Source organism: Streptomyces sp. NBC_00663 (assembly GCF_036226885.1).
GTDB lineage: Bacteria > Actinomycetota > Actinomycetes > Streptomycetales > Streptomycetaceae > Streptomyces.
This window is the reverse complement of record NZ_CP109027.1, coordinates 4,187,926-4,205,934: the sequence shown is the minus strand read 5'-3', so window position 1 is coordinate 4,205,934 and position 18,009 is coordinate 4,187,926. Positions and strand designations below refer to the sequence as shown.

At 69.8% G+C, this 18,009-nt stretch carries 20 protein-coding genes; 8 read left to right on the top strand and 12 right to left on the bottom strand.

Annotation, left to right across the window (positions count from 1 at the left end; genetic code table 11):
* Positions 1–102 precede the first annotated feature (102 nt).
* A complete protein-coding gene (locus OG866_RS19140) occupies positions 103–1,356 on the top strand; it encodes an aminotransferase-like domain-containing protein (protein ID WP_329336281.1) in 1,254 nt (417 codons plus the stop codon).
* Here OG866_RS19140 and OG866_RS19135 read toward each other — a convergent pair.
* From OG866_RS19135 to OG866_RS19125, 3 genes are read right to left on the bottom strand one after another with little or no spacing between them, the layout of a single operon-like run.
* Positions 1,322–2,068 (bottom strand): DUF4253 domain-containing protein, encoded by a 747-nt coding sequence (locus OG866_RS19135; RefSeq protein WP_329336279.1) that lies wholly within the window; start codon positions 2,066–2,068, stop codon positions 1,322–1,324. The genes OG866_RS19140 and OG866_RS19135 overlap by 35 nt on opposite strands.
* The gene (locus tag OG866_RS19130; protein WP_329336277.1) at positions 2,068–2,247 is read right to left on the bottom strand and encodes a DUF397 domain-containing protein; all 180 of its coding nucleotides are present in this window, start codon (positions 2,245–2,247) and stop codon (positions 2,068–2,070) included. The genes OG866_RS19135 and OG866_RS19130 overlap by 1 nt, the downstream gene beginning before the upstream one ends.
* Complete coding sequence (locus OG866_RS19125; protein ID WP_329336275.1) at positions 2,244–3,071, bottom strand: helix-turn-helix domain-containing protein; 828 nt, start codon at positions 3,069–3,071, stop codon at positions 2,244–2,246. The genes OG866_RS19130 and OG866_RS19125 overlap by 4 nt, the downstream gene beginning before the upstream one ends.
* Before the next feature lie 113 nt (positions 3,072–3,184).
* Here OG866_RS19125 and OG866_RS19120 point away from each other — a divergent pair, with 113 nt between their 5' ends.
* Positions 3,185–3,604, top strand: a complete 420-nt coding sequence (locus OG866_RS19120; protein WP_329336273.1) for an ATP-binding protein — start codon at positions 3,185–3,187, stop codon at positions 3,602–3,604.
* Positions 3,605–3,639: 35 nt separating this feature from the next.
* Here OG866_RS19120 and argS read toward each other — a convergent pair whose 3' ends face one another.
* The gene (argS, locus tag OG866_RS19115) at positions 3,640–5,397 is read right to left on the bottom strand and encodes an arginine--tRNA ligase (protein WP_329336271.1); all 1,758 of its coding nucleotides are present in this window, start codon (positions 5,395–5,397) and stop codon (positions 3,640–3,642) included.
* A gap of 246 nt (positions 5,398–5,643) precedes the next feature.
* Between argS and lysS the strand changes: the two genes are divergently transcribed.
* Entirely contained in the window at positions 5,644–7,377 is a 1,734-nt protein-coding gene (lysS, locus tag OG866_RS19110; RefSeq protein WP_329336270.1) for a lysine--tRNA ligase, read from the top strand.
* Between the two features lie 76 nt (positions 7,378–7,453).
* On the opposite strand, the gene OG866_RS19105 is transcribed toward lysS, so the two are convergent.
* The 3 genes from OG866_RS19105 to OG866_RS19095 all read right to left on the bottom strand — a co-directional run bounded on the left by OG866_RS19105 (position 7,454) and on the right by OG866_RS19095 (position 10,685).
* Positions 7,454–8,734, bottom strand: a complete 1,281-nt coding sequence (locus OG866_RS19105; protein WP_329336268.1) for a DUF2637 domain-containing protein — start codon at positions 8,732–8,734, stop codon at positions 7,454–7,456.
* Between the two features lie 115 nt (positions 8,735–8,849).
* A complete protein-coding gene (locus OG866_RS19100) occupies positions 8,850–9,755 on the bottom strand; it encodes a DUF3558 domain-containing protein (protein ID WP_329336266.1) in 906 nt (301 codons plus the stop codon).
* Between the two features lie 108 nt (positions 9,756–9,863).
* Positions 9,864–10,685 (bottom strand): DUF3558 domain-containing protein, encoded by an 822-nt coding sequence (locus tag OG866_RS19095; RefSeq protein ID WP_329336264.1) that lies wholly within the window; start codon positions 10,683–10,685, stop codon positions 9,864–9,866.
* A 204-nt stretch (positions 10,686–10,889) separates the two neighbouring features.
* Between OG866_RS19095 and OG866_RS19090 the strand changes: the two genes are divergently transcribed.
* A complete protein-coding gene (locus OG866_RS19090) occupies positions 10,890–12,083 on the top strand; it encodes an RtcB family protein (protein ID WP_329336262.1) in 1,194 nt (397 codons plus the stop codon).
* A gap of 38 nt (positions 12,084–12,121) precedes the next feature.
* Here OG866_RS19090 and OG866_RS19085 read toward each other — a convergent pair whose 3' ends face one another.
* From OG866_RS19085 to OG866_RS19075, 3 genes are read right to left on the bottom strand one after another with little or no spacing between them, the layout of a single operon-like run.
* Positions 12,122–13,384, bottom strand: a complete 1,263-nt coding sequence (locus OG866_RS19085; protein ID WP_329336261.1) for a GNAT family N-acetyltransferase — start codon at positions 13,382–13,384, stop codon at positions 12,122–12,124.
* A gap of 40 nt (positions 13,385–13,424) precedes the next feature.
* The gene (locus tag OG866_RS19080) at positions 13,425–13,574 is read right to left on the bottom strand and encodes a hypothetical protein (RefSeq protein ID WP_329336258.1); all 150 of its coding nucleotides are present in this window, start codon (positions 13,572–13,574) and stop codon (positions 13,425–13,427) included.
* Positions 13,574–14,338 (bottom strand): SDR family NAD(P)-dependent oxidoreductase, encoded by a 765-nt coding sequence (locus tag OG866_RS19075; protein ID WP_329336256.1) that lies wholly within the window; start codon positions 14,336–14,338, stop codon positions 13,574–13,576. Before OG866_RS19075 ends, OG866_RS19080 begins: the two co-directional genes overlap by 1 nt.
* A 188-nt stretch (positions 14,339–14,526) precedes the next feature.
* On the opposite strand from OG866_RS19075, the gene OG866_RS19070 reads away from it, so the two are divergent.
* Complete coding sequence (locus tag OG866_RS19070; protein WP_329336255.1) at positions 14,527–14,961, top strand: ester cyclase; 435 nt, start codon at positions 14,527–14,529, stop codon at positions 14,959–14,961.
* A gap of 13 nt (positions 14,962–14,974) precedes the next feature.
* Here the strand turns inward: OG866_RS19070 and OG866_RS19065 are convergent, their stop codons facing one another.
* A complete protein-coding gene (locus OG866_RS19065) occupies positions 14,975–15,310 on the bottom strand; it encodes a YnfA family protein (protein WP_329336254.1) in 336 nt (111 codons plus the stop codon).
* 109 nt (positions 15,311–15,419) lie between these two features.
* Between OG866_RS19065 and OG866_RS19060 the strand changes: the two genes are divergently transcribed.
* Together OG866_RS19060 and OG866_RS19055 are read left to right on the top strand one after the other, a co-directional pair.
* The gene (locus OG866_RS19060) at positions 15,420–15,911 is read left to right on the top strand and encodes a hypothetical protein (protein ID WP_329336252.1); all 492 of its coding nucleotides are present in this window, start codon (positions 15,420–15,422) and stop codon (positions 15,909–15,911) included.
* 123 nt (positions 15,912–16,034) lie between these two features.
* On the top strand, positions 16,035–16,511 hold the full coding sequence (locus OG866_RS19055) for a MarR family winged helix-turn-helix transcriptional regulator (RefSeq protein WP_329336250.1): 477 nt from the start codon (positions 16,035–16,037) through the stop codon (positions 16,509–16,511).
* On the opposite strand, the gene OG866_RS19050 is transcribed toward OG866_RS19055, so the two are convergent.
* On the bottom strand, positions 16,508–16,918 hold the full coding sequence (locus OG866_RS19050; protein WP_329336248.1) for a winged helix-turn-helix transcriptional regulator: 411 nt from the start codon (positions 16,916–16,918) through the stop codon (positions 16,508–16,510). The genes OG866_RS19055 and OG866_RS19050 overlap by 4 nt on opposite strands.
* Before the next feature lie 146 nt (positions 16,919–17,064).
* On the opposite strand from OG866_RS19050, the gene OG866_RS19045 reads away from it, so the two are divergent.
* Positions 17,065–17,958, top strand: a complete 894-nt coding sequence (locus OG866_RS19045; RefSeq protein WP_329336246.1) for an NADP-dependent oxidoreductase — start codon at positions 17,065–17,067, stop codon at positions 17,956–17,958.
* Positions 17,959–18,009: the final 51 nt, after the last annotated feature.

Here is an 18,009-nt window from a genome sequence, read left to right as displayed (position 1 = left end):
CTGAGCTGCGGTTTCGTTCCGTCCCGGGCGGGTGGCGTGGGACGGGGACCGGATCCTGGAAATCTGCTTGTAGAGGGCAGGTAAGTGTCTAGGGTGCTCCGCATGACCCTTACGAGCGCTCCCGCAGCATCCGCAGACGTCTTCGCCCCCGCGCCTCCGCTCGCCGCGCGGGCCCGGTCGATCGGTGGTTCTCCGGTACGGGACATCCTCGCCGTCACCGCGCGGCCCGAGGTCATCAACTTCGCGGGCGGGCTCCCGGCCCCCGAGCTGTTCGACGCCGAGGGCGTGGCGGCCGCCTTCCGGGCCGTACTGGAGGAGGCGCCCGCGCAGGCGTTGCAGTACTCCACGACCGAGGGCGAGCCGACGCTGCGGGCCGCGCTCGCCGCGCGGATGTCGGTGCGCGGGCTGCCCACCGACGCCGACGACGTGCTGGTCACCACCGGCTCCCAGCAGGCCCTGTCCCTGCTCGCGACCGCCCTGGTGGAGCCCGGCGACACGGTCCTGGTCGAAGAGCCCTGCTATCTGGCGGCACTTCAGGTGTTCGGCTTCGCGGGCGCCCGGGTCCTCGGGGTGCCCGGGGATGCCGACGGGCCGGACCCGCAGGCGCTCGCCGAACTCGTCGTACGGGAACGGCCGAAGCTGCTCTACACCGTGCCCACCTTCCAGAACCCCACCGGCCGTACCGTCTCCGCGGAGCGGCGGGCCGCGGTCGCGTCCGTCGCCGCGTGGCACGGGCTGTGGGTCGTCGAGGACGACCCGTACGGCGAGCTGCGCTTCGAGGGGGAGCGGGTGCCGTGGATCGCCGCGCACGCGGAGGCCGCGGACCGGACCGTGCTGCTCGGTTCCTTCTCCAAGGTCATGGCCCCGGGGCTGCGGCTGGGATGGCTGCGGGCGCCGGCGGCGCTTCGGCGGGCCTGTGTGGTCGCCAAGCAGGCCGCCGACCTGCACACCCCGACCGTCAACCAGCTTGCCGCCGCACGGTATTTGGCCGACAACGACCTCGACGCCCACGTGGTCCGGGTCGCGGGCGTCTACGGCGAGCGGCGCGATGCCATGCTGGCCGGGCTCGCTGAGGTGCTGCCGCAAGGGGCGAGCTGGCAGCGGCCCGAAGGCGGCATGTTCCTGTGGGTTCGGCTGCCCTCGTCGTACGACACGACGGCGCTGCTCAGCGAGGTCGTACGGCACGACGTGGCCTACGTCCCCGGCGCGCCCTTCTATGCCGGAGAGCCGGACCGGGCGACCCTGCGGCTGTGCTTTGTGACCGAGACGCCGGAGCGGATCGGGGAGGGGCTGCGGCGGTTGGGGGAAGGGCTGAGGGGGGTCAGTCCCACCAGAAGTGCCACGCGGGCTGGTTGAGCAACTGGCGTTCCGCGTAGGCCTGGAGCGTGGTGTCGGCGCTCTGCCAGATGTTGTCCGGGCAGAAGGCGAAGTGCTCGGCGGCCACGGCGAGTGCGTCGTCGAGGGTCGTGGGCGGGGCGGCGACGGACACCAGCAGCTGGTCGAAGCCGAGCGCTACGACGCGGATGCCGAAGCGGTCCTCCCACGAGCGCAGGACCGCGCTGAGGAGGGCCGTGTCGTCGGCGTAGTTCGTCGGCCCCAGCCAGCCGATCGTGGTCGGGATGTCCGCGCTGCGGCGTGCCGGGACCAGGGCGGGACGGGGGTCCTTGAGCGGGCCCCCGCCGGCCAGCAGCGAGTCGACGACGTCGGCGGCCACGGCATCGGGGGTGCCCTGCGCGGCGAGCGGGGCCGCGAGGCCGGGCCAGTCACCGGCCTCGCCCGCGCAGCACTCCTCCCAGAAGTCCGACAGGATCTCCTCGGGGTCGTGATCGCCGGGATACGACATCTCCCCGGGCGCCAACTCCCATACCTCCGGCCCGCCGTGGCCCGCGCCGACGTCGATGAGGACGGGGAGAAGACCGACCGCGGGCGGCCCTTGCTGGTACGTCGTCCAGTCACCGGGCTGCGCGGGGGCGTCCGCGAGCCACAGTGTGGTGCCGAGCAACTTGCCCGGCGGCAGCCCGAGTTCGAGGGAGTCCAGCGTGGGCAGAGGGTTGGGCAGGCTTGCCATCAGGCGGTTGCGAGGAAGGCGGCCCAGGCGGAAGGGGTCACTTGGAGGGTGGGGCCCGTTTCTGCCGGGTTCTTGGAGTCGCGGATGTGGATGGTGCGGGGGGTGGTGGCGACTTCGAGGCAAGCGCCGCCTTCGCTGCTGCTGTAGCTCGACTTGAACCACTGAAGTGCGGTGCTCATGGCTCTCCTAGCAGACGATCCAGCAGGCGTCTTGAGTCCTCGATGGTGAGGGCCTGCGTCCGCAGCATCGCATATTTGCGCGCCAGGATGGACACCTCATTTGGGTCGGAGACCCACTGGCTACCGCGCTGCGACTCGGTGTACGCGAGGTGCTGGTGGTCAGGTGTTTCGACGAGGATGAACGGCCCGGCGTCCCCCGCGTGATAGGGGCGGTTGAGCGGCAGGACCTGGAGCGAGGCGCAGGGGAGTTCGGAGCATTCGCGCAGGAAGCTGAGCTGCTCAAGGTGGACTTCGGGTCCTCCGGTGGGCATGAGGAGCGCGGGCTCCCAGACGACGAAGCTGAGGGTCGGTGGAACTTTGCGGTGCAGGATCTCTCGACGGCTGATGCGCGCTGCGACCTTGGTCTCCAGCTCATCCGAGTCGTAGGCCGGGATGCGGCTGGCCAGCAGAGCGCGGGCGTAGGCCTCGGTTTGCAGCAGGCCGGGAACGATGGCGTTGTCGTACCAGGACAACGCGATCGCCTCCCGCTCATGCTCCATGTACAGCTCCGCCCACATCGGGAACTGGTCGATCTCCGGCAGGTTCGCCACCCCCGCCGCCAGCATTCCCTTGGTCTGGAGGACCTCGTCCAGCAGGGCCGCCAGGTCCGGTTTCAGCGCCCTCCTGCCCTGCTCGATCGACGCGATCGTCTCCTCGTCGACCTGGACCAGCTGGGCCAGGGCAGCCTGGGTGAAGCCCATCGCGCGGCGAGCCGCGCCGAGTTGCTTGCCCAGCATCTTCATCGAGGTCAGGTTCTTCGGCCGCGGCGGCTTCTTCGCGCTCATGGTGGTCTCCATCCCCCAGGGCCCACGTACGTCACCGGGTCGGAGCCCGTACAAAAAATCTGTACGGGTTCACTCGCTGATCCACGTTAGTGACTCTGCGCGACATTCGTCCCGTGATTGAGTCAAGCCAACTCCCCGTCCAGCGCGACCAGTTCTATCGGCGCGACCGCCGCTCCGTGGCCGCCGCCAGGCTGTTCGCGCGGTGGTCGCTCGTCTACTGGGGGTTGGGCGCGTGGGAACGGGCCGATGATCTGTCGCTCTGTGTCAGCGAGCTGGCCACCAACGCCCTCCTCCACGGCGCCCCGCCCGGACGCGGGTTCCTGCTGCGGGTGCGGTACGACGGCGACGTACTGCGGGTGGAGGTGCACGACAGCGGAGGCGGGGAGCCATGCGTTCCGGAGTACGCCGACGAGGGCGGGCGCGGGCTGTTTCTCGTGGCCGCGCTCGCCGACAAGTGGGGGGTGGGGCAGCGGGACCCCGGCAAGGTGGTGTGGTGCGAGTTCGTCCACCCTGCCGGGAGCCCGTCTGGCTAGTCGGCTACCCGCAGTTGTGGGGCTTCCAGGGGCCGCTAGAGGCGCTCAGGCGTCCTGATGCCCAGGAGCGCCATGCCCTGGTGGAGGGTGCGGGCGGTGAGGTCGCAGAGGAAGAGGCGGTTCTCCTTCTGCTCCTCCGTGTCCGCCTTCAGCACCGGGCACTTGTCGTAGAACGACGTGTACAGCGATGCCAGCTGGTAGAGGTACGCGGACAGCTTGTGCGGGGCGTACTCCGCCGCCGCCTCGAAGACCGTGTCCCCGAACGCGTCCAGGTGAAGACCCAACGCCCGCTCCGCCGCGTGCAGTTCGAGCTCCGGGTGCGCGGCGGGTGCCACGGCCTCCGCCTTGCGCAGGATCGACTGGATACGGGCGTACGCGTACTGGATGTACACCGACGTGTCGCCGTTGAGCGACACCATCTGGTCCAGGTCGAACTTGTAGTCCCGGTTCGCCGACGTCGACAGGTCCGCGTACTTCACGGCGCCGATGCCGACCTGCGCCGCCCGCTCCTGGATCTCGGCCTCGCTGAGATCCAGCGCCTTCTCCCGTACGACCTCGGCCGCCCGCTGCACCGCCTCGTCGAGCAGGTCCTCCAGCTTGACCGTCTCGCCCTCACGCGTCTTGAACGGCTTGCCGTCCGCGCCCAGCACCGTGCCGTAGGCCATGTTGTGCGCGGTGACCTCGTCGGTCAGCCAGCCCGCGCGACGCGCCGCCTCGAAGACCATCTTGAAGTGCAGGGACTGACGCACGTCCACGACGTAGAGCAGCGCGGTCGCGTGCAGGTCGACGACACGGTTGCGGATCGCCGTCAGGTCGGAGGCCGCGTAGCCGAAGCCGCCGTCCGCCTTCTGCACGATCAGCGGGACCGGCTTGTCGTCCTTGCCGCGGATCTCCTCGAAGAACACGACGAGCGCACCCTCGGAGCGCACCGCGACGCCCATCTCCTCCAGCATGCGGGCGGTCTCCGGCATGCCGTCGTTGTACGCCGACTCACCGACGATCTCGTCGTCCCGGATCTCCATGTCGAGCTTCTCGAAGACGGAGTAGAAGTAGACCTTCGACTCGTCCACGAACCGCTGCCACAGGTCGAGCGTTTCCTTGTCGCCGGACTGGAGGGCGACGACCCGCTTGCGGGCGCGCTCCTTGAAGGCTTCGTCGGAGTCGAAGACCGCGCGCGACGCCTTGTAGACCCGGTTCAGGTTCGACATGGCCTGCTCGCCGTCCGTGTCGGTCTCCGCGGACAGTTCTGCCGGGTTCTCGATCAGGTACTGGATGAGCATGCCGAACTGGGTGCCCCAGTCGCCGATGTGGTGCCGGCCGATCGTCTGCTCGCCGGTGAAGTCGAGCATGCCGCGCAGGGCGTCGCCGATCACCGCGGAGCGCAGATGGCCGACGTGCATCTCCTTGGCCACGTTCGGCTGGGCGTAGTCGATGACCGTGATGCCGGGCTGGTCCTTGACGGGGACGCCGAGACGGTCGCCGTCGGCGGCACGGGCCGCGAGGGTCTCCGTGATCGCCTTGTCGGAGATCGTGATGTTCAGGAAGCCGGGGCCGGAGACCTCGACGTCCTTGATCAGGTCACCGGTGGTGATGTGCGCGACGACCTGGGTGGCCAGCTCCCGGGGGTTGGCCTTGGCCTTCTTGGCGAGGGCGAGGATGCCGTTCGCCTGGTAGTCCGCCCGGTCGCTACGTCGGAGCAGCGGGTCGACGTCGCCGGCCTCCGGCAGGGTGGCCGAGAGGGCGGACGCGAGCTGCTGCTGGACGGAGGCGCTGAGGGACTGGACCGGGGCCATGGGGTGGGAGCCGTTCTCCTCGTGGGATTGATAGACCCCGTCAGTATCCCATGGGGGGTGTAGCGGATTTTTGCGCGCGGCCCGGTTGGGGCCGGTCGCGCAGTTCCCCGCGCCCCCAAGGGGCGGCTGCGCCGCCCTGGGGGCGCGTCCAGGAAAAGGCGTTTTCGCGCTCGCCGTGGTAGCTGGGACAATGGTGGCGCCAGCCGTTGACCGTGCGGCTGCCCTGGAGAAAGAAGGACGTGCCCCGTGGCTCAGAGCACCGAGACCACCGACTGGGTCTCCCGTTTCGCGGATGAGGTCATCGAGGAGTCGGAGCGTCGGGCCCCGGGCAAACCGGTCGTCGTCGCATCCGGGCTGTCACCCTCGGGGCCGATCCACCTGGGGAACCTGCGCGAGGTCATGACCCCGCATCTGGTCGCCGACGAGATCCGCCGCCGTGGTCACCAGGTACGGCACCTGATCTCCTGGGACGACTACGACCGCTACCGCAAGGTGCCCCAGGGCATCGCCGGGGTCGACGACTCGTGGGCCCAGCACATCGGCAAGCCGCTGACCTCCGTGCCGGCGCCGAAGGGCTCGTCGTACCCGAACTGGGCCGAGCACTTCAAGGCCGCCATGGTCGACGCGCTCGCCGAGCTGGGCGTCGAGTTCGACGGCATCAGCCAGACCGCGCAGTACACCGCGGGGACGTATCGCGAGCAGATCCTGCACGCCATGAAGCACCGCGCCGACATCGACGCGATCCTCGCCCAGTACCGGACGAAGAAGGCCCCCGCCAAGAAGCAGCAGCAGAAGCCTCTCGACGAGGCCGAGCTGGAGGCCGCCGAGGGGTCGGGTGCGGCCGGTGAGGACGACGGGTCCGCCGGCTCCGGCGGGTACTTCCCGTACAAGCCGTTCTGCGGCAACTGCGAGAAGGACCTGACGACGGTCACCTCGTACGACGACGCCACCACCGAGCTGTCGTACACCTGCAACGAGTGCGGCTTCGCCGAGACCGTGCGGCTCAACGAGTTCAACCGCGGCAAGCTGGTCTGGAAGGTCGACTGGCCGATGCGGTGGGCGTACGAGGGGGTCGTCTTCGAGCCGAGCGGTGTCGACCACTCGTCTCCCGGGTCCTCCTTCCAGGTCGGCGGGCAGATCGTCGGGATCTTCGGCGGCAAGCAGCCCATCGGGCCCATGTACGCCTTCGTCGGCATCAGCGGCATGGCCAAGATGTCGTCCTCGCGGGGCGGGGTCCCGACGCCCGGTGACGCGCTCCAGATCATGGAGCCGCAGATCCTGCGCTGGCTGTACGCCCGCCGCCGTCCCAACCAGTCCTTCAAGATCGCCTTCGACCAGGAGATCCAGCGGCTCTACGACGAGTGGGACAAGCTCGACGCCAAGGTGGCGGAGGGGGCCGCTCTCCCCGCCGACGTCGCCGCGCACTCCCGTGCGGTGCGGACGGCGGGCGGGGAGCTGCCGCGTACGGCGCGTCCGCTGCCGTACCGGACGCTCGCGTCCGTCGCCGACATCACCGCCGGGCACGAGGACCAGGCGCTGCGGATCCTGAGCGAGCTGGATCCGTCCGACCCGCCGGCGTCCCTGGACGAGGTCCGTCCCCGCTACGACAAGGCCGAGGCCTGGATCAACACGCACGTCCCCGCCGACCAGCGGACCATCGTGCGCGACGAGCCCGACGCCGAGCTGCTGAAGTCCCTCGACGAGGCGTCCCGGGAATCCCTGCGGCTGCTCCTGGCGGGCCTTGCGGAGAACTGGTCGCTCGACGGGCTGACCCACCTCGTGTACGGGGTGCCGAAGGTGCAGGCCGGGTTCCCCGCCGACGCCACGCCCAAGGAGCTGCCGGCCGAGATCAAGACGGCCCAGCGGACGTTCTTCGCGCTGCTCTACCACCTGCTGGTCGGCCGTGACACCGGTCCGCGGCTGCCCACGCTGCTGCTGGCGGTGGGCCAGGAGCGGGTGCGGAGCCTGCTCGGCGAGTAAGAGGCAGTGGAAGGGGCCCCGTGCGTGCGCGCACGGGGCCCCTTCTCGGTCATGAGCTTCCCGGCGCAGGGCGCCGTTACGCGATGTGGTCCTCTTCCAGTTCCGCGTTGTAGCGGTTCGTGAAGCGGTTGACCATGCGCTTGGCCTCGTCCGGCGGGAGGGTGAGGCTGAACTCGGCCTCGACGTTCTCGCTGAACTCACGCGGGGTCGGGTAGCCGGTGCCGCCTATCGACTTCTTGAAGACCTGGTAGTACGACTCCTCGTCCGGCTCCGGGCTGCCGCCGCCCTCGCCGAGTTCGCGGGTGCGCTGGGGGGTCACCGGGATGGGGAAGCTGCCGGTCTCCTCCGGGGAGGGCTCGTCGTAGACCGGCTGCTGCTGTTGCTGGTACTGCTCGGCCTGGAGCTGTTCCTCGTACCACTGCTCGTACTGCTGCTGCGGGTCGTAGCTGGGGTCGTAGCCGCCCTGGTACTCGATCTGCTGGGGGACGTTGAACCAGGGGCTCTCTTCGGGGGTGGGCTCGGGGACCGGCTGCTCCGGGTGGGGGTTGCCGTCCAGCTCCAGGCGTTGCCCGCCGGGGGGTGCCGCCATCTGTGGGCCGGGCGCCGCTCCAGCGGCACGACTGCCCGCGGTCAGGTCGGCGACCGGTTCAGGCTGTGGCGCCGGAGGCAGGAGCACCGGCTCGATGCCCGCTGCCGCCAGACCCGCCGGCGCCGTTTTCGCCAGGGGGACGCCGTAGCGGGCCAGGCGCAGCGGCATCAGGGACTCCACCGGGGCCTTGCGGCGCCAGGCGCGGCCGAAGCGGGAGTGGAGGCGGGCCTGGTAGACCAGGCGGTCCTGTTCCAGCTTGATGACCTGCTCGTAGGAGCGCAGCTCCCACAGCTTCATACGGCGCCACAGGAGGAAGGTGGGGATCGGCGAGAGCAGCCAGCGGGTGAGGCGGACGCCCTCCATGTGCTTGTCCGCCGTGATGTCGGCGATGCGGCCGATCGCGTGGCGGGCGGCCTCGACGGCCACCACGAAGAGGACCGGGATCACCGCGTGCATGCCGACGCCCAGCGGGTCCGGCCAGGCCGCCGCGCCGTTGAAGGCGATCGTGGCGATCGTGAGCAGCCACGCCGTCTGGCGGAGCAGCGGGAAGGGGATGCGGATCCAGGTCAGCAGCAGATCCAGGGCCAGCAGGACACAGATGCCCGCGTCGATGCCGATCGGGAAGACGTAACTGAAGTTCCCGAAGCCCTTTTTGATGGCGAGTTCGCGGACTGCGGCGTACGAACCCGCGAAGCCGATGCCGGCGATGATCACTGCGCCGAACACGACCACGCCGATGAGAACGCGGTGCATCCGAGTCAGCTGCATAGGCGCGGCCACCCGTACTCCCCTCCCCTTGCGTGTTGTTGCGCGCAACAGAGTGGCACATGTGTGCGGCGCACGGGTGGCCGGTAGGGCTCGTCAGCCCCGCCTCACCGGTTTGTCAGCTCTTCTTCGCGGCCGACTTGGACGGAGATGCGGAGGGAGAGGCGGACTTGGACGGCGACTTCGAGGCCGACTTCGACGCCGACTTCGACGCGGACGGGGAGGGGCTGGTCGTACCGGCGCCACCGCCGCCCGTGTTCGCCTTCGTCACCGACGCCACCGCCTCCTTCGCGGCCGACTTCACCAGCTTCGCGAGGGAGTCGGCGCTCGGCGTCTTCTCACCGGCCAGGCCCGCGCCGTTGTAGTCGAGGGTGACGACGACGTTCTCGACGCGCGTGACCAGCGTCTGCTGCTTGAAGGCGCCTTCCTTCTTCTTCAGGTCGTAACGGACCAGCGTGGCCTGATCGCCCGTGCCCGTCACCGGCTCCGTCTTCGCGTTCTTCGCGCCGTCCACCGCCTGGGCGTCCTGGACCTGCTTGTCGAAGTACTCCTGCGCCAGCTTGTCGCCCTCGCCGCGCGTGGCATCGGAGTCGAAGCGGAGGAGGGAGACGTTCAGCCAGCGGAACTGGGAGCCCTTGACGCCGTTGTTGTCGAGGCTCGACCAGGAGCAGCTGCCCCGCGTGGCGATGTCGTCGGACTTGCCCTGCTTGCCGGACTTGGGCGCCTTCGGGACGAGGTCACCGAGCGTGCCCTTCGCCAGGGTGTCGCACGCGTCCGGAAGCGACTTGTACGCCGCCGCCTGCACGGTCGGCGACGCGCTGACCGACGCGGAGGTCTCGGAGCCGCTGCTGCCGCTGCCGGCGGCGTTGTCGTCCGCCGATGAGCCGGAGTCCGAGGAACAGGCCGTGGCCACCAGCATCAGGGGGACGGCGGCTGCGCCGAGAAGCACCCGGTGGGCGCGCTTCGTTCGCGGGTCACGCTGGTCGCTCTGTGCTGCTGCTCGCTGCATGGTTCCTTCACTCATGACGCTGCTCGTGCTCCTGCGGTCGGATCGGGTCCGAGGGGCCACGGTACGCGGTGAGAAAGCTGTGCGGTTCTGTTCACCGGCATTGCGGAACGTCACCAAGGGGCTTCAGCCCGCCAGCGCGTCCGCCAGCTCGGAGGCCAGATTCCTCGCCCTGTCCTGCATTTCCTTGCTGTCCGGGGCGGTCCCGACCGTCGTCGGCTGCTCCTCGTACTCGACCGTCACGATGACGTTGGACGTGCGGAACACCACAGTCACCGTGCGCTGCTGGGCCGTCGAACCCGAACTGCTCACCACGTCGTTCAGGAATGCCTCCTCGCCCAGGTCATCGAGGGCACGGGGCTGGAGATCGGCCGACGTGGACCCGTCGGAGGGGGCGGAAGAAGAGGAGGAAGAGGAGGAAGGGGAGGGGGAGGCCGAGGCGTCGTCGCTCGGCGTCGCCGAGGAACTCACGTCCGACACCGCCGACTCGGACGGCTCCGGGAGGTGCGCCGCCGTCTGCTGCTCCGCGAACAGCGCCTGCGCCTGGCTGTCGTCGCTGACGGAGTTGTCGTACGACACGACACGCTCCAGGTCGACGAGGAGATGGTCGGTGGCGTCGGCCGACTCCACCTTCCACTGGCAGCCGACCTTGCGGTCCGTGTCGAAGGTGGTCGTCGGGGTGCCCTCGTACGCCTTCGTCTGCTGGTCCTCGTCCGTGAGCTGCTGGATGCCGGGGAGGAGGGCGTCGAGGGTGTCCTGGCCGACCGCGCGACAGGGCTCCGGGAGCGTGCGGTACCGGCCGGGCTCGGCCACGGCGGAGGCGGTGCCGACGTCGCCCGGGTTGGAGTTGTCGTCCGTGCCGCCGGTGTCCGAACCGCTGGTGCAGCCGGCGGCGAGCAGCGCCACGAGGAGGGCCGCGACGCCGGGTACGTACGCCTTCCGCTGCACGGTCGGCTCCTCTCGATGCTGCTGGTAGCTACCGATAGCTGCTGGTAGCCGCTGGTTATTCGCTTGCCGGGCCGGGGTGCCCCCTGCGCACCATGTGTATCGCACGCACAGCCGTGGACGCCGGTCCGTTGTCCCTTTCATTGACCTTGGCGCCGGTTTTGCGATTTGAGACTTTGCATTGGTTTCCGGGGGAATGAGGACGATATGTCGTACGTGGAAATGCCGGGCGCGAAGGTTCCCATCCGTATGTGGACCGACCCGGCGTCGGTGGAGGAGGGTGCGCTCCAGCAGCTGCGGAACGTCGCGACCCTGCCGTGGATCAAGGGCCTGGCGGTCATGCCGGACGTCCACTACGGGAAGGGTGCGACGGTCGGGTCCGTCATCGCGATGCAGGGGGCCGTGTGCCCGGCCGCGGTCGGGGTGGACATCGGGTGCGGGATGTCGGCGGTGAAGACGTCCCTCACGGCGAATGATCTGCCGGGGGATCTGTCGCGGCTGCGATCGAAGATCGAGCAGGCCATTCCGGTGGGGCGGGGGATGCATGACAGTCCCGTGGAGCCGGGGCGGTTCCATGGGCTGGCCACCGGGGGGTGGGACGACTTCTGGGGGCGGTTCGACGGGGTCGCTGACGCGGTGAAGTTCCGGGAGGAGCGGGCCGCGAAGCAGATGGGCACACTCGGCTCCGGAAATCACTTCTGCGAAGTATGCATAGATGTGTCCGGTTCGGTGTGGCTCATGCTGCATTCCGGTTCCCGCAACATCGGTAAGGAACTGGCCGAGCACCACATCGGCATCGCCCAGAAGCTCCCGCACAACCAGGGCCTGGTCGACCGTGACCTCGCCGTCTTCGTGGCGGACACCCCGCAGATGGCGGCGTACCAGAACGACCTCTACTGGGCTCAGGAGTACGCGAAGTACAACCGCACGATCATGATGGCGCTCCTCAAGGACGTGATCCGCAAGGAGTTCAAGAAGGCCAGGCCGACCTTCGAGCCCGAGATCAGTTGCCATCACAACTATGTGAGCCGCGAGCGCTACGAGGGCATGGACTTGCTCGTCACCCGCAAGGGCGCGATCCGGGCCGGTTCCGGCGAGTACGGGATCATCCCGGGCTCGATGGGGACGGGTTCGTACATCGTGAAGGGTCTCGGCAACGAGAAGGCCTTCAACTCGGCCTCGCACGGCGCGGGTCGGCGCATGAGCCGGAACGCCGCGAAGCGGCGCTTCTCCACGAAGGACCTGGAGGAGCAGACGCGGGGCGTGGAGTGCCGTAAGGACTCCGGCGTCGTGGACGAGATCCCGGGCGCCTACAAGCCGATCGAGCAGGTCATCGACCAGCAGCGGGACCTCGTGGAGGTCGTCGCGAAGCTGAAGCAGGTCGTCTGCGTCAAGGGCTGACGCGAGAAGGCCCCGGCTCCGGCCGGGGCCTTCCTGCCTTACGGCAGCCGCTTCTCCAGCAGGGTCACCGCGTACGGGCTGCCCAAGCCGCCGTCCTTTGCGGGCTGTTCGCCAACGACGGTGTAGCCCGCCGACTCGTAGTACGTGCGGAGGCGGGGGTTGGTGGACAGGCAGTCGAGGCGGGCGTGCGGGAGGCCGGTCGCTGTGATGCGGGACTCCGCGTGGGTCAAGAGGGCCCTGCCCGTGTTCGGTGGGGCCAGGTGGGGGGTCGTCATCAGGCGGTGGATGTAGCCCGCGTCCGCGGGGCGCGGGCCCCAGGCCGCTTCGTCGGTCCACCAGAGTTCGTACGCTCCGGCCAAGTGGCCGTCGGCGTAGGCCAGCCAGACCTCGCCCTCGGTCATGCGGGTGCGGAAGTGGGTCGCGTCCTTCTCGGAGGGTTTCCACTGGTCGATGTCCCGGGCCAGCATCCACAGGGCCACCGAGTCGCGGAGGCGGACGAGGAGTTCGGCGTCCTGCGGTGCGGCCCTTCGGTAGGTCAGCGGGGGGTGCGTGGTGGGGGCCGGCTCCAGGAGGTTCGCCGCCAGCTTCGCCGAGAGGGACTGCGCGTCCACGCCCAGGGCCTGTGTCACGTATCCCTCCACCGAGCCGTATCGCTCCTTCAGGAGGTTCAGGAAGCCGCGCATCACCGATGCCGGGGCCCTGCCGAAGCCCAGCCAGGTCGGGGACTGGCCGTTGTTGCGGGCCTGCCAGTCGGCCAGGAGGGCCGGGGCCGCCAGTTCGGTGAGGGTGAAGTCCTCGATGATCGTGCGTTCGTCGATGCCCAGCAACGTCAGGACCAGCGCCGCCAGTTCGCCGGTGCGGTCCTTGCCGGAGGCGCAGTGGAAGACGAGGGGGGCCGCACTCGACGCGTCCGCGATTCTCTCCAGTGCCTCGCGGATCTCCTTCTTGCCGTCCTCGGCCACCTGAAGATAGCGCTCGGCCAGGTACGGGCCGGGGTCCACCTCCGGGGGCAACGCCGCCTGGTTGTACGGGCGGTGCTCGATGCTGAGGTTGATGTAGTCGTAGGAGTCGTCGGCTGGGGCGCGGCCCTGGTGGTCGATCTCCCACGGGTAGCGCAGGTCGATGACCGTGCGGATGCCGAGGGACAGGAAGCGGGACCAGTCGGGGGTGCCGGGCGTCAACTTGCCGAGGGAGTCGGAGCGGTACAGCACGCCCGGGCGGATGCGGCGGCCGTCCGCCGTCCGGTATCCGCCCAGGTCGCGGAAGTTGTGCAGGGCCTCGAAGGGTACGTGTCTGTCCACAGGCGGTGACCCTATGGTGCGGTTTCGCTGTCGCGCTTCCCTATTTCGCGTGCGTGACCGCGTAGATCATCACGAACGCCACGATGTGGATGCCGAAGAGGAAGTAACCGAGGTAGTACCAGGCGATACGTTCGCGCTTCGTCTCCAGTGCCAGGCGGCGCTGCTCCGCGTCCTCGTCGGCCCCGGTCATCACAGCTCCCTGTGCACCTTGGTGTTCGACGCCTGGGCGCGCGGGCGCAGGACCAGGAGGTCGACGTTGACGTGGGCGGGGCGGGTGACGGCCCAGGTGATCGTGTCGGCGACGTCGTCGGCGGTCAGGGGCTCGGCGACGCCCTGGTAGACCTTGGCGGCCTTGTCCTCGTCGCCGCCGAAGCGGGTGAGCGCGAACTCGTCCGTCTTCACCATGCCGGGCGCGATCTCGATCACCCGGACCGGCTGACCGACGATCTCCAGCCGGAGGGTCTCGGCGAGGACGTGGGCGCCGTGCTTGGCGGCCACGTAACCGCCGCCGCCCTCGTAGGTGCCGTGGCCCGCGGTGGAGGAGACGACGACCACCGTGCCGTCGCCGCTCGCGATCAGCTTGGGGAGCAGGGCCTGGGTGAGGTTGAGGGTGCCGATGACGTTCGTCTCGTACATCGTGCGCCAGTCGGCCGGGTCGCCGGTCGCGACCGGGTCGGCGCCGAGCGCGCCGCCCGCGTTGTTGACCAGGACGCCGATCGTCTTGAAGGCGCCGGCGAACTCGTCGACCGCGGCGCGGTCGGTGACGTCCAGCTGGTACGCGGTGGCCTGGTGGCCCGCGGCGTTGATCTCCTCCGCCAGCGCCTCGATACGGTCCTTGCGGCGGGCGGTGAGGACGACGCGGTAGCCGGCGGCGGCCAGCCCGCGGGCCGTGGCGGCGCCGATGCCGCTGCTCGCACCGGTGACGACGGCGATGCGGGACGCTGCGCTGGGCATGGGCGGGAGCTCCTCGGGTCGGCGGTCAAGGGCCTGCGGATGGCCTTCGGGCGGCCTTCGACGGCATTCGGTGGCTTTCGGTGGCCTTCCCCAGGATAGGCGGGCTCCCGCGCTCCCCTCCGGGCGGTCCGTATCGCGGGCCGGTGAGAAGATGAGGGGGGTGATCCCCCGGAAGACGGAGGTGGATCATGGGAGAAGCGCGTGAGGTCATGGACCGGCTCACCGACGCGGTGACCGCGCACCCGGACCTGAGGGTCCTCGGCGAGCTGTACGCGGAGGACGCCGTCGCCTACACACCCGACGAGGGCGAGATCCACGGACGCGACAACATCGTGGAGTACTGGCGGCAGATGACGGAGTCGGTCCCCGACGGCCGGTTCGAGCCGCTGCACTCCTACGAGGTCGGCGACACCGCCATCGACGAGGGCGTCTACCGCGGCCACAACACCGGCCCGCTGTATCTGCCCGACGGCGGCACCCTGCCCGCCACCGGCAAGGAGGTCAGCATCCGCGGGGTGGACCTCGCCACCGTGAAGGACGGCCGGATCACGGAGTACCGGCTCTACTTCGACGAGATGGAGTTCCTGGGACAGCTGGGGCTGCTGCCCGACGAGACCCCTTGACGCGGGGCGGGGGTCACTGTCCTCGCGGGGCGTACATGATGACCGCCATGCCCGCGAGGCAGATCAGTGCGCCCGTGATGTCCCAGCGGTCGGGGCGGTAGCCGTCCGCGGCCATGCCCCACAGGATCGAACCGGCGACGAAGACCCCGCCGTACGCGGCCAGGATCCGGCCGAAGTGCGCGTCCGGCTGGAGGGTGGCGACGAAACCGTAGGCCCCGAGGGCGAGGACGCCGCCGCCGATCCAGAGCCAGCCGCGGTGCTCCCGTACGCCCTGCCACACCAGCCAGGCGCCGCCGATCTCGAAGAGGGCGGCGACGACGAAGAGGGTGGCGGAGCGGAGGACGTGCATGGCAGCAGGCTCGCACAGCGGCTTCACCTGATGGACGGCGCCTGCCCGCCGCTCCACGTGGGATACATCCGTACGACCACGGTGGAGTCTCCTCGGAGGAGTGGGCGGTATGCGGGTTCTTGGTGTGTTGTGCGTCGCGGCGGTGCTGGCGGTCGGTGGTGTGGCTCCGGCCGCGGTCGCGGCCGACGGGCCCGACGGAGGGTGGTTCGACTACGCCCCCGAGGCCGACCTCGCCTATCACGGGGCCGCCTCCATGGCCGCCGGACAGGTCGATGTGCGGTTCACGCCGCGCAACCACGGGCCGTCGGCGGTCCCGGACGCGACGGTACGGCTGCGCTGGTCGGAGCCGCTGGCCAACCGGCAGAAGCTGCCGGAGGGGTGCGCGCGCTCGGGTGCGCGGGTGGTGCTGTGCCGGGTGGGGGCGCTGGACGCGGACGGGCTGGGGGAGCAGATCGAGCTACGGCTGCGGCTGCGCGGGGAGCCGTCGGAGGTGCTGGTGGACATCGACACGGTGTGGAGCGGCGGGGCGGTGGACCGGAACCGGGCCAACGACCGGCAGCGGGTGCTGGTGCTGGACACGGGGGACACGTACTACTTCTGACCGACGCCTGCCTTCGACTGACGCCTGCCTTCGACCGACGCGTGTTTCCGACCGGCGCTGAGAGGGCGGCGGGTGTGTGCGTCGTACGATTTCTGCACGGCGCAGACGAAGGGTGGCGGGTTCATGGGTGGCGGTACGTCACGTGAGCGGATGCTGGACGAGTTGTCCGGGGTCTCCCGGCGCTACATGGCTTCGTACGCCCTCTTCAACCAGGCCGTCGCCGACCATGTCGGCCTGCACCCCACTGATTTGCAGTGTCTGAACCTGCTGACCCTGGAGGGCGGTCCGGTGACGACGGGCCGGGTCGCCGAGCTGACGGGGCTGACGACCGGGTCGGCGACGCGGCTCGTGGACCGGCTGGAACGGGCCGGTTATGTCGTGCGGCAGCGGGACGCGGCCGACCGGCGGCGGGTGCTCGTGACGACCGTGCCGGAGAAGGTCGCGGAGTTCGGGCGCGTGTGGGACAAGCTGGGCGGCGGCTGGGTGGCGCTCTTCGACGACCTCGGTGACGACCAACTGGCGCTGCTCATCGAGCACATGAGGCGTACGACGGAGTTCAGCGCGCGGCAGGTCGAGCGGTTGCGGGCCGGGGACCTCTAGGCGACCTGTTCGTCCTGGGTGTCGTAGCGGTCGCGGGCCTCGTGGACCTCGTCGATGTGGGTCTCCGCCCAGTCCTTCACCGCCGTCAGGAGCAGGGCCAGGCTGTGGCCGAGCGGGGTGAGTTCGTAGTCGACGCGGACCGGGACGGACGGGGTGACCGTGCGGGCCAGGATGCCGTCGCGCTCCAGTGAGCGCAGGGTCTGCGTGAGCATCTTCGGGCTGACCCCGGCGATCTTCCGGCCGAGGTCGCTGTAGCGCATGGTGCCGCCGGCGAGGGCGGAGACGACGAGGCTGACCCACTTGTCGCTGAGTCGGTCCAGGAGCTGGTTGGTGGGGCAGCCCTTGATGAACGCGTCGTACTCGGCGCGGGCCTGTTCGCGTCGCTGGGCCGCCGTCATGGTCGCCATGGCTCACCTCTGGGGGACATACGCACTCTCAGGTAACTACTTACCAGGAGATAGTAACTCTTCCTAGGGTTGCCGGCAGATGGAGCGCGGTCGCCGGGATCTTCGGTGGTCGCCAACAGCCGGTTTTCTCAAGGGAGTTGGCAGTCATGCGTGCTGCGGTCGTGAACGCGTTCGGTGGGCCCGAGGTCGTCGAGGTCGTGGCGGCGGAGGTGCCCGAACCGGCCGCGCGTGAGGTGCGGATCAAGGTGGCGGCGGCCACGCTGAACCCCGTCGACGCCGGGGTGCGGCAGGGCGTCTTCGGGGGCGCGGGGAAGCGGATCGGGCTGGGCTGGGATGTGGCCGGGACCGTGGACGCGGTGGGTGTCGCCAGCGCGTGGAGCGTGGGGGACGAGGTCGTCGCCCTCGACTACGGGATGGTGAAGCCGCTGGGGACGCATGCGGAGTACGTCGTCGTGCCGACGGACGCGGTGGCGCTGGCGCCTCGGACGGTGGGGGCGGTGGAGGCGGCGACGTTGCCGTTGAACGGACTGACGGCTGTGCAGGCGCTGGATCTGCTGGGGCTTTCCGCGGGGGAGTCCTTGCTGGTGACCGGGGCCGCGGGGGCGGTCGGGGGGTTTGCCGTGCAGCTTGCCGCCGAGCGGGGGGTTGTGGTGACGGGGCTGGCTCGGGCGGGGGATGAGGAGCTGGTGCGGTCGCTGGGGGCTGCGGAGTTCGTGGTCGAGGGGCGGCCGGGTTCGTTCGACGCGGTGCTGGATGCGGCCGTTCTTGGGGCGGCGGCGCTTGAGTGGGTGCGGGATGGAGGGGCCTATGTGGGGGTGATTCCGCAGGCTGCTCCTGAGGGTGTGCGGGGGGTTCGGGCGGGGGCTGTTGAGGTCAGTGCCAATGGGGGGCGGCTTGCGGAGTTGGTGGGGCTCGTGGATTCCGGGGTGTTGAGTCTGCGGGTTGCCGAGACGTTCTCGCTGGAGGATGCGGGGAAGGCTCATGCGCGGTTGGGGGAGGGTGGGGTTCGGGGGCGGGTTGTGCTGGTGCCGGGTGCCTGATAGCTCGGTGCGGCTTGTTGGGTGGCGGGTGCGGGTGTGTGGGGGCTGGTC

What these genes read in the sequence shown, in the direction of transcription:
- OG866_RS19050 (WP_329336248.1), bottom strand. Translation starts at nt 16,918, where the DNA reads ATGGCGACCATGACGGCGGCCCAGCGACGCGAACAGGCCCGCGCCGAG.
- OG866_RS19105 (WP_329336268.1), bottom strand. Translation starts at nt 8,734, where the DNA reads ATGCAGCTGACTCGGATGCACCGCGTTCTCATCGGCGTGGTCGTGTTC.
- OG866_RS19100 (WP_329336266.1), bottom strand. Translation starts at nt 9,755, where the DNA reads ATGAGTGAAGGAACCATGCAGCGAGCAGCAGCACAGAGCGACCAGCGT.
- OG866_RS19065 (WP_329336254.1), bottom strand. Translation starts at nt 15,310, where the DNA reads ATGCACGTCCTCCGCTCCGCCACCCTCTTCGTCGTCGCCGCCCTCTTC.
- OG866_RS19055 (WP_329336250.1), top strand. Translation starts at nt 16,035, where the DNA reads ATGGGTGGCGGTACGTCACGTGAGCGGATGCTGGACGAGTTGTCCGGG.
- OG866_RS19060 (WP_329336252.1), top strand. Translation starts at nt 15,420, where the DNA reads ATGCGGGTTCTTGGTGTGTTGTGCGTCGCGGCGGTGCTGGCGGTCGGT.
- OG866_RS19090 (WP_329336262.1), top strand. Translation starts at nt 10,890, where the DNA reads ATGTCGTACGTGGAAATGCCGGGCGCGAAGGTTCCCATCCGTATGTGG.
- OG866_RS19135 (WP_329336279.1), bottom strand. Translation starts at nt 2,068, where the DNA reads ATGGCAAGCCTGCCCAACCCTCTGCCCACGCTGGACTCCCTCGAACTC.
- OG866_RS19045 (WP_329336246.1), top strand. Translation starts at nt 17,065, where the DNA reads ATGCGTGCTGCGGTCGTGAACGCGTTCGGTGGGCCCGAGGTCGTCGAG.
- OG866_RS19125 (WP_329336275.1), bottom strand. Translation starts at nt 3,071, where the DNA reads ATGAGCGCGAAGAAGCCGCCGCGGCCGAAGAACCTGACCTCGATGAAG.
- OG866_RS19130 (WP_329336277.1), bottom strand. Translation starts at nt 2,247, where the DNA reads ATGAGCACCGCACTTCAGTGGTTCAAGTCGAGCTACAGCAGCAGCGAA.
- OG866_RS19075 (WP_329336256.1), bottom strand. Translation starts at nt 14,338, where the DNA reads ATGCCCAGCGCAGCGTCCCGCATCGCCGTCGTCACCGGTGCGAGCAGC.
- OG866_RS19070 (WP_329336255.1), top strand. Translation starts at nt 14,527, where the DNA reads ATGGGAGAAGCGCGTGAGGTCATGGACCGGCTCACCGACGCGGTGACC.
- argS (WP_329336271.1), bottom strand. Translation starts at nt 5,397, where the DNA reads ATGGCCCCGGTCCAGTCCCTCAGCGCCTCCGTCCAGCAGCAGCTCGCG.
- OG866_RS19080 (WP_329336258.1), bottom strand. Translation starts at nt 13,574, where the DNA reads ATGACCGGGGCCGACGAGGACGCGGAGCAGCGCCGCCTGGCACTGGAG.
- OG866_RS19140 (WP_329336281.1), top strand. Translation starts at nt 103, where the DNA reads ATGACCCTTACGAGCGCTCCCGCAGCATCCGCAGACGTCTTCGCCCCC.